18 protein-coding genes and 1 pseudogene are annotated in these 12,399 nt (G+C 46.9%); 6 read left to right on the top strand and 13 right to left on the bottom strand.

The window, feature by feature from the left end; genetic code table 11:
- Window positions 1–21: 21 nt before the first annotated feature.
- The 11 genes from B3K42_RS11580 to B3K42_RS11630 all read right to left on the bottom strand — a co-directional run bounded on the left by B3K42_RS11580 (window position 22) and on the right by B3K42_RS11630 (window position 7,087).
- On the bottom strand, window positions 22–1,023 hold the full coding sequence (locus B3K42_RS11580) for an ABC transporter substrate-binding protein (protein ID WP_110989602.1): 1,002 nt from the start codon (window positions 1,021–1,023) through the stop codon (window positions 22–24).
- 520 nt (window positions 1,024–1,543) lie between these two features.
- On the bottom strand, window positions 1,544–1,786 hold the full coding sequence (locus tag B3K42_RS11585) for a hypothetical protein (protein WP_422655868.1): 243 nt from the start codon (window positions 1,784–1,786) through the stop codon (window positions 1,544–1,546).
- Between the two features lie 26 nt (window positions 1,787–1,812).
- On the bottom strand, window positions 1,813–2,046 hold the full coding sequence (locus tag B3K42_RS11590; protein ID WP_258367067.1) for an iron-containing alcohol dehydrogenase: 234 nt from the start codon (window positions 2,044–2,046) through the stop codon (window positions 1,813–1,815).
- A gap of 154 nt (window positions 2,047–2,200) precedes the next feature.
- A complete protein-coding gene (locus B3K42_RS11595) occupies window positions 2,201–2,311 on the bottom strand; it encodes an iron-containing alcohol dehydrogenase (RefSeq protein WP_258367077.1) in 111 nt (36 codons plus the stop codon).
- A 204-nt stretch (window positions 2,312–2,515) separates the two neighbouring features.
- Entirely contained in the window at window positions 2,516–2,713 is a 198-nt protein-coding gene (locus tag B3K42_RS11600; RefSeq protein WP_258367068.1) for an iron-containing alcohol dehydrogenase, read from the bottom strand.
- A gap of 103 nt (window positions 2,714–2,816) precedes the next feature.
- Window positions 2,817–4,310 carry a sulfite exporter TauE/SafE family protein gene (locus B3K42_RS11605; RefSeq protein ID WP_181419010.1) on the bottom strand — a complete coding sequence of 498 codons (1,494 nt, stop codon included), beginning with the start codon at window positions 4,308–4,310 and terminating at the stop codon, window positions 2,817–2,819.
- 223 nt (window positions 4,311–4,533) lie between these two features.
- Complete coding sequence (locus tag B3K42_RS11610) at window positions 4,534–5,106, bottom strand: sterol carrier protein domain-containing protein (protein ID WP_349680974.1); 573 nt, start codon at window positions 5,104–5,106, stop codon at window positions 4,534–4,536.
- 72 nt (window positions 5,107–5,178) lie between these two features.
- Entirely contained in the window at window positions 5,179–5,415 is a 237-nt protein-coding gene (locus B3K42_RS11615) for a hypothetical protein (RefSeq protein ID WP_258367070.1), read from the bottom strand.
- 30 nt (window positions 5,416–5,445) lie between these two features.
- Complete coding sequence (locus B3K42_RS11620; protein WP_258367071.1) at window positions 5,446–5,739, bottom strand: GNAT family N-acetyltransferase; 294 nt, start codon at window positions 5,737–5,739, stop codon at window positions 5,446–5,448.
- 420 nt (window positions 5,740–6,159) lie between these two features.
- The gene (locus B3K42_RS11625) at window positions 6,160–6,774 is read right to left on the bottom strand and encodes a carboxymuconolactone decarboxylase family protein (RefSeq protein ID WP_110989605.1); all 615 of its coding nucleotides are present in this window, start codon (window positions 6,772–6,774) and stop codon (window positions 6,160–6,162) included.
- 115 nt (window positions 6,775–6,889) lie between these two features.
- On the bottom strand, window positions 6,890–7,087 hold the full coding sequence (locus B3K42_RS11630; RefSeq protein ID WP_110989606.1) for a DUF6485 family protein: 198 nt from the start codon (window positions 7,085–7,087) through the stop codon (window positions 6,890–6,892).
- Window positions 7,088–7,248: 161 nt separating this feature from the next.
- Between B3K42_RS11630 and B3K42_RS11635 the strand changes: the two genes are divergently transcribed.
- From B3K42_RS11635 to B3K42_RS11650, 4 genes are all read left to right on the top strand, one after another.
- On the top strand, window positions 7,249–7,572 hold the full coding sequence (locus B3K42_RS11635) for a hypothetical protein (protein ID WP_110989607.1): 324 nt from the start codon (window positions 7,249–7,251) through the stop codon (window positions 7,570–7,572).
- Window positions 7,573–7,892: 320 nt separating this feature from the next.
- The gene (locus B3K42_RS11640) at window positions 7,893–8,111 is read left to right on the top strand and encodes a hypothetical protein (protein ID WP_258367072.1); all 219 of its coding nucleotides are present in this window, start codon (window positions 7,893–7,895) and stop codon (window positions 8,109–8,111) included.
- 834 nt (window positions 8,112–8,945) lie between these two features.
- Window positions 8,946–9,377 (top strand): Thrombospondin type 3 repeat protein, encoded by a 432-nt coding sequence (locus tag B3K42_RS11645; RefSeq protein ID WP_110989609.1) that lies wholly within the window; start codon window positions 8,946–8,948, stop codon window positions 9,375–9,377.
- Between the two features lie 334 nt (window positions 9,378–9,711).
- Complete coding sequence (locus tag B3K42_RS11650) at window positions 9,712–10,431, top strand: hypothetical protein (protein WP_146227018.1); 720 nt, start codon at window positions 9,712–9,714, stop codon at window positions 10,429–10,431.
- A 573-nt stretch (window positions 10,432–11,004) separates the two neighbouring features.
- On the opposite strand, the gene B3K42_RS11655 is transcribed toward B3K42_RS11650, so the two are convergent.
- A complete protein-coding gene (locus B3K42_RS11655) occupies window positions 11,005–11,466 on the bottom strand; it encodes a molybdopterin-dependent oxidoreductase (protein ID WP_110989612.1) in 462 nt (153 codons plus the stop codon).
- Between the two features lie 9 nt (window positions 11,467–11,475).
- Entirely contained in the window at window positions 11,476–11,625 is a 150-nt protein-coding gene (locus tag B3K42_RS11660; RefSeq protein ID WP_181419011.1) for a hypothetical protein, read from the bottom strand.
- Window positions 11,626–11,735: 110 nt separating this feature from the next.
- On the opposite strand from B3K42_RS11660, the gene B3K42_RS11665 reads away from it, so the two are divergent.
- Window positions 11,736–11,936, top strand: coding sequence for a hypothetical protein (locus tag B3K42_RS11665; RefSeq protein ID WP_110989613.1), 201 nt, complete (start codon window positions 11,736–11,738; stop codon window positions 11,934–11,936).
- Between the two features lie 68 nt (window positions 11,937–12,004).
- A pseudogene (locus B3K42_RS11670) lies at window positions 12,005–12,399 on the top strand (ISNCY family transposase); the annotation flags it as partial.

The following is a 12,399-nucleotide window of genomic DNA, read 5'->3' on the forward strand; positions in this document are numbered from 1 at the left end:
GCTCCTGCTCCGATCAACCAATTATTTTACCACGCTGCCGATTTCTTCCGTCCAGCGATCGAGCAGTCTTTCTTTGTTCTCGGCATCCCAGACGTAATTCTGGTTAACAGTCTTGATTTCGTCCATGCTGAAAGAAAGCGGATGCTTAGGAGCTATCTTTGAGACTGGTATAACGTACCAACCTGCGATAATTGCCTGCGCCTCTTCGGTCAGAATCCAGTCATACAGCTTTTTAGCATTGACAGGATCCGGTCCATCCTTGATTAGAGACATGGATGCGATCTCGAAGCCCGTTCCTTCCTCAGGAACAGTAATTGTGATATCTGCCCCTTCGACCTTAAGCTTGACCATATCGTGAGCATAGCCTATAGCAAAGGGAATTTCTCCTATTGCAACACTCTTTCCACCAGCGGAACCGGATCTTGTGTACATTTCGATGTTCTGATCCAGTTTCTTAAGATATTGGAAAGCCAAATCCTCGTCACCACCAAAGAGAGCAATCATGCAAGTGATGAGATTGTAGGCCGTTCCTGAAGTATTTGGATTCGCCACTCTCACAAGGCCCTTGTACTTAGAATCGATTATGTCGAACCAGCCCTTGGGTGGTTCAAGTCCGAGTTCTGCAGCACGACCGTTATGAGTGGCGAAGGCCAGCGGTCCGAGATAAAGACCTATCCAGTAGCCCTCAGAATCCTTGTACTGCTTGGGCGTGTTTCCGGCGGCTCTGGAGAAATAAGGAGTTGTTAGACCCTTCAGCTTTGCGCTGATGTGGTTCAGTCCGACTCCTCCAACCCATATTGAGGCTTGTGGATTCAGCTTTTCGGCTTCCATTCTAGCTTCTGCCTCTCCACCGGAAAGTCTGACCCAGTCAACCCTTATACCGGTAACTTCTTCGTACTTGTCGAACAGCTCTTTTGCTGCAAGCTCTTCAAGAGTCGTGTAAACAGTAAACGAGTCTGCAGCGAGAAGGGTTACAGAGAAGGCTACACAGATGACAGTAATCAAAATCAAAAATCTTCTCATTTCAAAGAAACCTCCTTGAAAGACGTGTGATTTTGGAGAACGGTTGTCATTGTTGCGTTAGATTAAGGTAGGATGAATTATGTGACTTGTAGTGATTATACCATTGAGAAGACTCCAAATTGACATAGATTTTTTCAGTTTCGTGGAGAAAGCCAGTCTGACGAAGGAATGACAAAGCGTAACACTCAGTGCGCCGGAAAGTATCTGTGGTCGCAATGCCGGCAAAGAACATACCGGGACGCAAAGCACTGAAGCCCATCAGTGGACGCAATGCTGCCTTTGGCAGGAAGCGATATCGGAGCCAGCCTTTGCCTCACAAAGGCAAGTTCCGGCTTCGCCGGTCAGAAGAGCCGCTGTATGATGAAAGATTTGCTTGTAATAAGACGCTGATCGCTGTGAAAAACCGTCCTTCCCCAAGATTATGGATCCGTCCTTTGGAAGAGCCGAAAGAGCCATTCTCCGTCGCTGTTGAGTTTCTTTTCCTCTAGTATCTCCGTTTTTCAATCATCCACATAGAAAACTACATAGACATCTCGTAGATATTCCGCAAGTCTACGGTTTTCAGGTTTCCTGGAGTTACGGTTACGAGTCCTCCCATCGTTCTCATGGTGTCTTCTGCCAGTGTTGAAAGTTTGGAGCTCTCAAATCCGAGTTCGCCGAGGGTAATATCTAGACCGACATTCTTCTGAAGTCTGCGGAGCAAGACTATGGCCATCTTTGAAAGCTCTTCCACACTGATGACACTCTCGGGAGCTCCCATCACCCTCGCAACTTCTGCCAGTCTTTCCGCTATATGGCGACGGATGTATTCGAGCAGCGAGAGGGACCGGTAGCGCAAAGTCCGGCGCCATGTGTCGCTTTGTAGTGGCCGCTCACGGGGTGCTCCAGCGAAAGGTTGGCCACACAACCCGAAAGCGTCTCCCATATGCCGGCTGCCGTGCTCGCCCACGCGAGGGCTACTCTTGCGTCCAGGTCGTTCAGGTTTTCATACTCGATAGGCAGATAATGGTTTATGGGCGACATCGATCCAGAGCCAGAAGATCTGAGGCCGGTTGATGATTCAGATTGATATAAGATTCTATTGAATGTTAGAAGGAATCCAGACCCATTGCTGCCGTTTGTTCGGGCGGAGGGACAACATCAGTTCGGGATCGACTATCGAAACTGTCGGAAAGATCTAGTCGAAGCCCACACCGATCTTCTCATTGGTCTCCGGGTTGGTGACCACCGTGAAGGGGTCGACCTCGGTCCCCGTTCCGTGGGTCGTGGGAATCGCTATTGCGGGCAGGCCGCTTTCGGCTTTCTACCTCCGCCGGTACCTGTGTAATCCCAGCACTTTCCTCCATACCTGGCCACCAGAGCGATCAACTTGGAGGAATAGATCGGGTTGCCACCGCCAATCCTATGATGAAATCGCAGCTCTCCTTGACGGCTATTGAAGCCCCTTTGTCGATAGTGTCAGAGAGAGGGTTGGACACTATCTCGCCGAACACTACCAGGTGATACCTTCCTCTTTCAACAGCCCGATTACTTTATCCAGCAGACCGGTCTTCTTCGCAATGTGCCTTTCCGTAACTATGAGCGCTTTTCTGTCCAGCCTCCTGGAGTGCTGTCCTACCCTGCCGATAGTTCCGCAGCCGAAGATTATTCTTGTGGGAAGAAAATAATCGAACGCTTCTATGCTCTTCATACCTTTTAACCTCAAGACTAGATGAAATACTGTGTAAATGAAACAACGGGCCGATCCGCTATCACTGGGAAAGTCGTCTCTATATAGCCTTTTGCTCAGGGCGTCAGTTCACAACTTCTATAATCCCTGTGTAGTGGCCCATCCAGCAGCTGAATTTATACTGGCCGGGAAGTTGCGGGGTGAATTCTACAACGCTGGTGTTCCCCCTGGTAAGTTCTACACGTTGGGGAAAGAGGTTTCGCGAGATGATAGCGTTGGTGCAACCGCTGGTGCCGACATCTTCGATCTCCCACCTGACGGGAACACCGGCTTTCACCTGATAATAATCGGGCGCATAACCTCTAGCGTCGGCCACAGTCCTTATAACCTGTATCTCCGGTCCACTCGAGACAATAGCCAAAGGCTGTTCCACAACTTCCTGAATTTCAACTTTTTCTTCGATGTCTATGTTCTCACCCGTTTCCTTCGGCGCGGCTTCATTCACAATTATCTCTTCTTTTTCACCTGCCGTTGCCAGTACGGTCATCGAATCATCGGGAGTAAATGAAACCTGTTCGCCGGTCCCGATGGTCAGATCGTTCAGGCTTGGCAGTCCCAGAACGTTAAGCTGACTGTTCACGTTGTAGATGACGAAAAACATTATCAGAACCGCCGCTATTTTCGTGAAGACTTCCGAAAAGGTCTTCATGGCGAAGAACTTTATTGATGAGGCCCCGATGGCGATGAGCGGGAAGAAGGTGCCAAGCGCGAAAAAGAACATTATCATCGAGCTATGTAAAGGAGAGCCCGATAGTAGCGCCAGAGCCTGAGCCGATATCGTGAAGCCGCAGGGAAGGAAAAATGTTGTAGCGCCCAGTATGAAGGGCATGATTCGTCCACGTCTGGATTTATCTACTGTAAGCGCTTTACGTAAAAAGGGAGGGATCGATAAACTCACCGTGTGGATTCCCAGCATTTGCAGTGCAATTATAAACATCACGATCGAGACTGCTATTACAAGGATCGAAGAAAAGGTCAGAGAGATTTTCAGACTCTGGCCAAGCCAACCCAGCAAGAATCCAAAAAGGCTATAAAAGACCAGCCGTCCGGCATGAAAAATCAGATGGGGCTGCAGCTTTTGAAGAAAGGAATCCTCAGAACCGTAAAGAGAATACCAATGTTTGGAAACAGAAAGAATAAGACCTCCCACAAGAGCAGCGCAGCTCGATATCCCTGCGACCAGCCCGAAAAGGAAGAAGCCTACCAACGACGAACTTGAATCGACGTTTATCAGGCCGCCTATCGCGAATTTCTCCACGGCGAAAAAGACGACGATGGCCAGAGAAGCGGCAATTAGTACCTTGACTGCTCTTCCGGTAGGCCTTTCCGACTTTGCCTCAGCGACACTGTAACCCGTTCCGCTCAAGATCTCGTTGATACTTTCGATCGAGATAACCTCCCCCAAGAATTCAATCTCGACCGAGGAATCTTTCAGGGAGGCCCTGGCCCTTTTTATGCCTTCAACTTCCTCAAGTTTACTTTCGACAAAGAGCTGGCAGTTCTGGCAATGCATGCCGCGCACGGAAAACGTCTTTGATGAAGAGGATTTCGAGCTCAACTGAGTCACCTCGCAAATGAAGATTAAATAAAACCAACAATAATTGTCTGATTGTAGCACATAGTAGACAGTTTTTGTCCACTCAAAAGTGTGACAGATGAATTTTGCCATGGTTCATAAAATCGATGGGCCTTACCTTGAAAGGTGGAAGGATGCCGACTTACAACTCTTCTTATATTCGATTAACGTCGAGTCGGCTTGATAGAAAAAAGTGTCTAACCGGTCAGATAGCGTTGTGCGTAATCACTCCGGGGAATATGGATTCCAGAATTCGAACTTTCTCGGGTAGTTCGGAAATTCCCCACGAGACGCTATTCCAGGAGCCGACCCGCAGCTTTCCGAGTCTCCAATGTCTCATTGGCGAAAGCCTTCCTGTAAGGAGAGTGGCGAGATCTGAGCTCTCTATCTCGAAATCATCCGCTGCTTCGCTTATCTCTGCCTTCCCGTTTCCGATCGCGATTTTCACGTTATTTTCCGGCAGCAATCGATCATTTATCTTCAAAATGACACTCTCTGAGGGAGAAGTATCCATCAGTCTCGAAACGACCGGAAGCGGATCGAGGACTCTTACCATACGCGATGAGGCGTCCATTATTTTTAGCTCTCTTCCTGCCTGCCATCTCGAATGGAAGAAGAGTTTCGCCGGAAAATCGGGCGGCATCTTCCGCATTTCGAAAGTTGCGATCTGATCTCTGTGATTCAGCAGAAACCTCTTCAGTGCGTAGAGGCCGGCAAGATCGATGAAGGCTAAGCTCTCGATCACCATCTTTCTTTCTTTTTTGCCGTATATCATCATTCCGTGGGACAGCCGTCTGTCGTCAATGGCCTCGGCGCCAAAGAGATCTTTCCTGTGAAATATCTCCTGACTTCAAGCGTCGATCTCGATAGCTTCGGTATAGCGAGAGGTATCCCAGAGAGTTTTGCGGGTTTGCGAAATCAGTTCTCTCATCTCATCTTTCTCAAGAAGCCTCCTGGAAACAAGCTTGAGGTTGTCCTCTTCCATATCACCGGACAGGAGCGAATAGTCGAAAGTGTACTCGAGGCTCTCGAAACCCAGCCCAAATCCTAACTTCACGTAGAAATCATGCTTGAAGGGGTCGAGCATAATGATGTGAACGCCCTTCCGGTTGGCTTCCTAAATATCTCTCAGCAGGATTTTCCTTGATCCCCCGTTGCGATACTCGGGAAGGGTGGCAACGGCCTCGACATACCTGTATTCGAAAATTCTGTTCAGGATCTTCGCGAGATACTTGTAGCTTATGTACGCTGCGACGAGCCTCTTCCGGTCGAATGCGCCCCAAACGTATTCCCAGAGGGAAGGGTCGGAAAAGAAATACTCACTCTTTTCCGGTTCGAAATACTCGAAAGACATCAAGAAGGTCTCGATTATTCGCTCTATGTATGAACTGTCGATCCTTCTTATTTCCATTCAACGCCCCCTTTCAAGCCGTACCAACAATGATACCAGGCCAAGCTGTCGAGCGGTTCTCGCTCTTTTTTGCCCGTAGACCTTGATCCTGACCATGACTAAGTCACAATGACGAAATGAATCGATTCTGATCAGATGGCTTTGATTTGCTTGAGCTCCTTCAGGGCTTTGAAAATATCCCAGATGTTCCACCTGTCCGTTTAGCTTTACCGTTCTCTCTGGCGCTCTGAATGAATGGTTTGACCGGTAACGAAGAACAGACTTTTTCTCACACCATCAACGGCGAACGAGTTTCTCTTGATCTTTCGACTTCCGACCACCAGCCTCTAGCCTCGTCTTTTATTCTTACAACTCACAACTTGCATCTTGCAACTGATCCTTTGCTCTTCCTACCTGCTACCACATACCCGCAACAACGGTCTAAGCAGCAGCCTCTTGTGTTTGGAAGGTTATTATGGGCTTATTGAAAAGACCGGCAAGCGGGGCGTGTACAAGGGCCACCGGGATGAAGAAGATGAAAGAGAGAAGCATACTGATTTCATACCATAGGCTGCTTCCCTTAACCGGCTTTCCCTTAAGACGGTTAACGAGTGCGCCCCACACTATTCCGAAGGTATTTCCCATCATGATTGTCCGGACAGCACCGAGTATTCCCTTAGCCTTTGATTCCCCATAGTAGGTCGCAAGAGAATTCCATGAATCCTCGGAAGGGTTTCCCGAAGAGTTTGCATATTCTCGCGAGAACAGGATGGCAGGAGCGTCCTTTTGGGGAATCTCTTCAACGTCAGTAACGAAGAGCATCTGGATCTCTTCTTTCTTCATCCCCTCTTTTTCGGCAATCTTGTTGTGGAATACTGAACAGACCTCGCAGCCGTTTATTTCGGTTACGGTAAGCATCACCTTTTCGATCAACTCGGTGGTAAGCTCTTTGTTTTTCTTTGTTCGGCTCATGTATTTCATTGTTCTCATCGCATCGAAGAGAATTAGGTAAGACTCCTTAATAGTGAAGAAGCGCTTATAAAACTCTTGAGTCAACTATTCCTCCAAAAAAATCCCGATAAAATTCGAGAATATATAATTTAAAATCATTCTATTTTTGCATTTCTCGGCATTTCAGAGTTGATCGAGGAAATCAGAGCGACTTCCAGTATCATCTCTTAATGTTAACTCTCACGAAATATTCAACGCTTCTATCCCAGGTCTTCTCCTGCTCTGTTGTGAAATAGCAGGCCGGCAGTTCTCCGTTTTTCCGATGATAAGCTATGCACTCACAGCACTTGCCCTTTCTGGGACAGCCAGGATAAGTACAGTTGCATTTCTCGAGATTTTTGTCGATTTCGCATTCCAAAATCAGTACCTCCCTTTGTACAGTTCATCCCTGATTGTATCAGATTAGTCTTTGTCGACCGAGCCAATATATCTGGCTTTCGAAAAGGCCTTTATTCATTAATGTCTTTTTAATCACGGATGTTCTATGATCTGAGTAAGAATACAAGGGGGTTAACGATTATGAGAAAAGTCATACTGATTGTTCTATTTGTCTCACTGTTCTTTTGCCTGGCCCTCGCAAATAATGGTAAGGGTCCCGGCGACGGTATTCCTGACCAACAGGAACCCGGGTCGGGGTTTGGATCTCCGGGAATAGGAAAGGGAGAAGGTCCCGGAGCCGGTAAAGTTGATTCGGGAGGCAGCACATTATTGCAGCTGGAAAACCTGGAGGAAGAAACGGAAAGTTCAGAGCCTTTGCTTGTCCGCTTAATGAATAGATTGGTCATGAAGATCCAGAACGCTTTCAAGAATATCTTTAGAGTTGGAAAGCCCGTATCCGAATGAGAGTACCACACTAGTACCCCTGTTTACCCCTAGTCCAGCCGCCGCTACTTTACTACCAGGTAAGTGGCGGCCTTTTCTTTGATGGACATTTCCCACAGAGCTTGGAGCCGACATCAAAGGGAGCGGGTGAATTGAAGCGAGTCGATGTTCCCCTGCCATAGAGAGCCCTGCCTTCAGACACAAGTAGAGCCAGTTCAAATGAGCCTTGTCTTCCCGAAAGCTCCTTTAACAGAAAACGGTTAGGCAGTTCAATTCGAGGTCTTTAATAACTCCTTAGTGAGGTAAGTAATAAGATCTAATCATTTGAATGCAACGAGGGGATGAAAGTGAAACGAATTACCGCAACTGTGCTTTTCTTACTGCTTGTCTTTGGGATCGTGCTTTCAATCAATGGTAGCGGACCGGGTGACGGAGTGTCTGACGGCCCTGATAAAGATGCGGGTTATGGAGCACCAGACAATTCCTTCAATGGGAACGACCCCGGCTTCGGGAAACCGGCACTGGATGAAGATGAGATAGTTCTTGCGGAGCTTTCATAGCAGGGTATGCTTTCCGAATCTCAACGCATCAAGAGGGACCGAATCGAGTCGGTCACTTTAACCTTTCTATTTGAGCATTTTCGATCGACAGTAAATGCTTGCTGGAATTCCATCACTCTATCTTTAGAAAAGGAAGAAATCAGCGAATAAGAAGTCACAAATCACAAGGCAGCCTAATTCTCGAGTCCAAAAGCTTTATCTCTGGGCAATTCTCGCTCTTTCAACTTGGAACTGACAACTTGCAACTGCTCTTCTCGGAGACGGTTAACCTTCGACGGAAAACTAGTTCACATTCTCTACTTCACGAAGCGAAGCTCTTAAACCCGCTTTGAGCGAAGGGGATCGCTTGTACCTGAAAAATCCGCTTGTTAGAAGACCCTGAAGTCGCTGTGAAAAACCGTCCATCAATCGAGACAGTATATTCCGAGAGTTCGTTGCGCTCACGAGAAGACCGAGATTCTGACTAAGAGCTTTGTCAGAATGACGGCATGCGATGCTTTCTGAATAGCATAAGGTCGTCATCCCGAGTTACTTAAGTTAATCCCTCACTTTGTCATCCTGTCGAAGGTGCCCTGAAAAGGCTACCTCAAAATGCTTTTGTTGGGGATTCAGTTATGGGTCATCCGTGGTGCTCCTGTACGGGATTTTGCTCCTGCGGGACCCTAGACCCCACAACCCCAGACCCGGCGCTTGCAACTGCTCTTCCACCCCAACCCGCTACCCGCAACCACCTTCTTCAAATTTCTAAGCAAACTCTAAGGATTTACTAAGCTGCCTCTAAGAAATGGACCGTAGACTGAGAATGTACTGAAAATCAGATGGAGGTGAAAGAAGATGAAGAAAGTAGTTCTGATTACGATAGCGGTTCTTTTGATTGGTGGAATGACTTTGGCCGCAGATTATGGCACAAGGCAGATGAACAGAGTTCAAGATGTGGTGGCATGTGAGAACTTCGTGGACGAAGACGGAGATGGAGTAAACGACAATTGCCCTGTCGATGGCGAAAAGGTCTACATGAACAGAAGAGGACCGGCCGGAAAAGAAGTTGAAGGCCGAGTAGCTACAAGAGCAATGCAGAGGCTTCAGGATCCTACAACCTGTGAGAACTTTGTGGATGCAAACGAAGACGGCATTAACGACAACTGCCCAAATGGTGGCGAAAGATTAGTGGAAAACAAGAGTGCACGGGACGGAACTGGATACAGATACGGTGTTTCTAGCGAAAAAGGTCCCGGACGCGGTAAGGGCTTCGGAAAGACAAGATAACCCCAACCCCCCACAGATCTAGATAGGGCCCGATATGGGCCCTTTTTTCTTTGGTTCGAAAAGCTAATTCTCTAAAGCGCGTTATCGAAGATCCTTCCGGCTAGAAGATTTTGCCTTCCAGACCTGATCCAACTCGAGCAAAGTTCCATGAGCATTTCGCTTTCGGAAGCATCTCGACAAGACTCTCCAGAAGACCAGAACAACATGCTAAATGTATATAGTCTTTCTGACAATGACAAATCAGAATCTCTCTCAATTTGAGCGCCGGTCTTTTCTGCCACCGTTTTGAAAATCAAGATAAAGAATCCCTTAATGGAGGAGGATGAACAGAGCTATGAGAAATAGATCTATGGACCTTAATTACAAATCTTTCACCAGAAACAGACTTACGATGTTTGAGTACAGGAAGAAGCCGTTGCTCGATCAGTTGGAAAGAATCGAGAACGATATGGAAAGACTCATACCTCAGAACGACAGCGAGACGCTGCGAAGGCCCGGTTGGGCGAGAACGGCAGAAAGAGACATATCTCAGTTGCTAAGCAAGTTGAGCCAGTTCGATCAAAGGAGATATGCCGATCTTCAGGAAAGAATGAAAGAAACTGAGGAGAAACTCGATGCCGATGAGATTGAAGAGGAAAATATCGAGCTGGAAGCAATCGCTGACGAAATCAAGCACTTCGAAGAATTCCAGAAGGAGTACATGGGAGAAGTAGAAAGGGCCAAGAAGAAATTCGAGGAAGAATGGGATCTGACAAATATCGAGCTGAAATACTCGGAAAACGACTATATCTATAAAGTAATGTCTAAGCTTGAAGAGTTTCGCGGCAGACAAAGCGAAATAAACAAAGGCAAGGCGCTGCGGGAGCTCCGCAAGAAGAAGGAGGCCGAAGGCATCCTCAAGTTCAATGCCGAAGAGGATGAGAATACTTACGTAAGACGGGTCGCGCAGAGACCGGCCGGCTCCGTAGAGCCCCCAGCTAAGCCGGAAACCGAAGAACCACCAACAATAATGAGAAGAAGGGGCGGTGGAAGGATAAAGGGGGACGAAGGTTAAGGCTCGACTAGACTGTAGATTCCCGGAATCTTAGATCTGAATTTTCCGATAGAATCTGCCTATTTTGATTTTGTTGATCGTTTCTGTATAATAATCTTGAGGAATAAATAATCCAGTTGATTTGTTTTGACTTTTTTCCATTTCGTATACGGGTGATTTGCAATGAAGCGCGCTGGAGTGAGTATCACTGTGGCTGCGCTTTTTTCTTTGGAGCGGTCAACGTAAGATCCGCTTTAGTTGAGAGGTTGCTCGATGTGGAAGATTCCCGAAGGTGAATGAAAAAAAAGACAATTCCTAAAGTATGTTGTATTCGCCGTTCCTGCTGGGCGGGAGAGTTTCATCTCCTACCAGCGATTCTTCTGGAGAACGGCACGTGAACTGAAGTTTCTTTTCTAGTTAAGCTTTGGTCTTACTAAGAATCCCCGCGAACCCAGTCTAAAAGGATACATCTGTCTTCACAGAGCAAAGACTACGCGCGTGGGTATGTGCCATCATTATATCAGGGGTCTTAGACTGTATCCAGTCAGCGTACTACGTACAACGCAGCAGACCGCTGTCAAGATCAATTCCCTTCTACCTGTCGAACATCGGTTTGTCGAGGCTTCCGTCTTTGCAGTACCCGAATTCTTCCCAGTAATCTCTGTACTTGTCGTCGTCGGACCGTTCGATTTCTTCAACCCAACGGGCCCACTTGTAGCCCCATTTGTCTTTGGCGACCACAATGAAGGGAAAGCCCTGGGCTGGCGGCAGCTCGATACCGTTCAGTTTGTCGGCCAGTATGATATTCCTTTCTCCAATGTAGTCTAGGGTCAGAGTGGTTGTGTAGCCGTCTGTAGACTTGAATATCACATTTGTCACTCTGTCATCAGGGTCGGCTTTCTCGATCAAATCTATTAGCGGAATCCCTTCCGAGAGCATCTTCCTCGTCCATCCCTCTACACATTGCAGCGTTACAAGCTTTTCGACATGCTGAAGCTCCTGCAGTTCAGTGTAGTTCATGAAATAAGGGTTTTTTGCAAGGCCGCCTATCTTCAAGCCATATTCTTAGATATTCACATATTGCACGCCCTTTATAGAATTCTCTCTGAAGGCGCTCAGGTTGTCCAGCTTTACTCCATGGTACTCCCTCACGATCACCTCGTCCAAAGGTGCATCATTCATGCCGTTTGTAACTCCAAACACGATAATTATCACTGCGATAATTCCAATAAGATTAAGAACCAGTATCTTAAAAACATTCTCTCCTTCATATTTAGTATCGTTCTAAACTAGATCGCCTATATAGGCCCTTTGTTCAGGAGCAGATGACTTCGCTCAATTTGCTTATCGGTGGAATCGTCATCAGCGATAGTCTAGGCCTTTATCTAAGCGAATGTAGTATCTTCAAAGTGTACAGAGGAAGTATGACAGGGATCATTGTGTTTGGCTATTCTGCGATATTCATCACAAATAATCTACTCGAAAAGGGTAACGTTGCATCAAAAATAAAACTACTCGAAAGGTAAGGATCAAGGGGATAATCTTCGCGAATGCCAAGTTGAAAGAGGTAGATGCGAAGATGAAGAGAATAGACATGACTGGATTGATTGAGAAATACTCAAAGAAGTACAGGGAGGCTGAAAAGAAGGAGAAGAGTAGAATTCTTGACGAGTTTACTGAAGTAGCGGAGTACAACCGGAGCTATGCGTCATTAATACTCAGGAGAGGTTATTCTAAGAAGAATGAGAGAAGCAATTTCACAAAGAGACGTGGGAGAAAGAAGAAATATGATTTTGAAGTATTGAGAAAACTTGTTGAGATATGGGAGATCCTGGACTTTCCTTGCGGCAAGAGATTCAAAGCCATTATTGAAGAGGCGATAGAGAATCTTAGCAAGAATGGTCATTTGTCTTTCACAGAAGAGATCAAGCAGAAGCTTCTGGAAATAAGTTCCTCCACAATGGATAGACTTCTTCGAAGTGAAAGGAA

The sequence above is a fragment of the Mesotoga sp. UBA6090 genome, from assembly GCF_002435945.1.
Lineage (GTDB): Bacteria > Thermotogota > Thermotogae > Petrotogales > Kosmotogaceae > Mesotoga.

Coding starts and splice junctions, on each gene's coding strand:
- B3K42_RS11635 (WP_110989607.1), top strand. CDS start 7,249: ATGAGAAAAGTCATACTGATTGTTCTATTTGTCTCACTGTTCTTTTGC.
- B3K42_RS11580 (WP_110989602.1), bottom strand. CDS start 1,023: ATGAGAAGATTTTTGATTTTGATTACTGTCATCTGTGTAGCCTTCTCT.
- B3K42_RS11610 (WP_349680974.1), bottom strand. CDS start 5,106: ATGATGATATACGGCAAAAAAGAAAGAAAGATGGTGATCGAGAGCTTA.
- B3K42_RS11600 (WP_258367068.1), bottom strand. CDS start 2,713: ATGAAGAGCATAGAAGCGTTCGATTATTTTCTTCCCACAAGAATAATC.
- B3K42_RS11640 (WP_258367072.1), top strand. CDS start 7,893: ATGAAAGTGAAACGAATTACCGCAACTGTGCTTTTCTTACTGCTTGTC.
- B3K42_RS11590 (WP_258367067.1), bottom strand. CDS start 2,046: ATGTCGCCCATAAACCATTATCTGCCTATCGAGTATGAAAACCTGAAC.
- B3K42_RS11615 (WP_258367070.1), bottom strand. CDS start 5,415: ATGCTCGACCCCTTCAAGCATGATTTCTACGTGAAGTTAGGATTTGGG.
- B3K42_RS11620 (WP_258367071.1), bottom strand. CDS start 5,739: ATGGAAATAAGAAGGATCGACAGTTCATACATAGAGCGAATAATCGAG.
- B3K42_RS11665 (WP_110989613.1), top strand. CDS start 11,736: ATGACTTCGCTCAATTTGCTTATCGGTGGAATCGTCATCAGCGATAGT.
- B3K42_RS11650 (WP_146227018.1), top strand. CDS start 9,712: ATGAGAAATAGATCTATGGACCTTAATTACAAATCTTTCACCAGAAAC.
- B3K42_RS11645 (WP_110989609.1), top strand. CDS start 8,946: ATGAAGAAAGTAGTTCTGATTACGATAGCGGTTCTTTTGATTGGTGGA.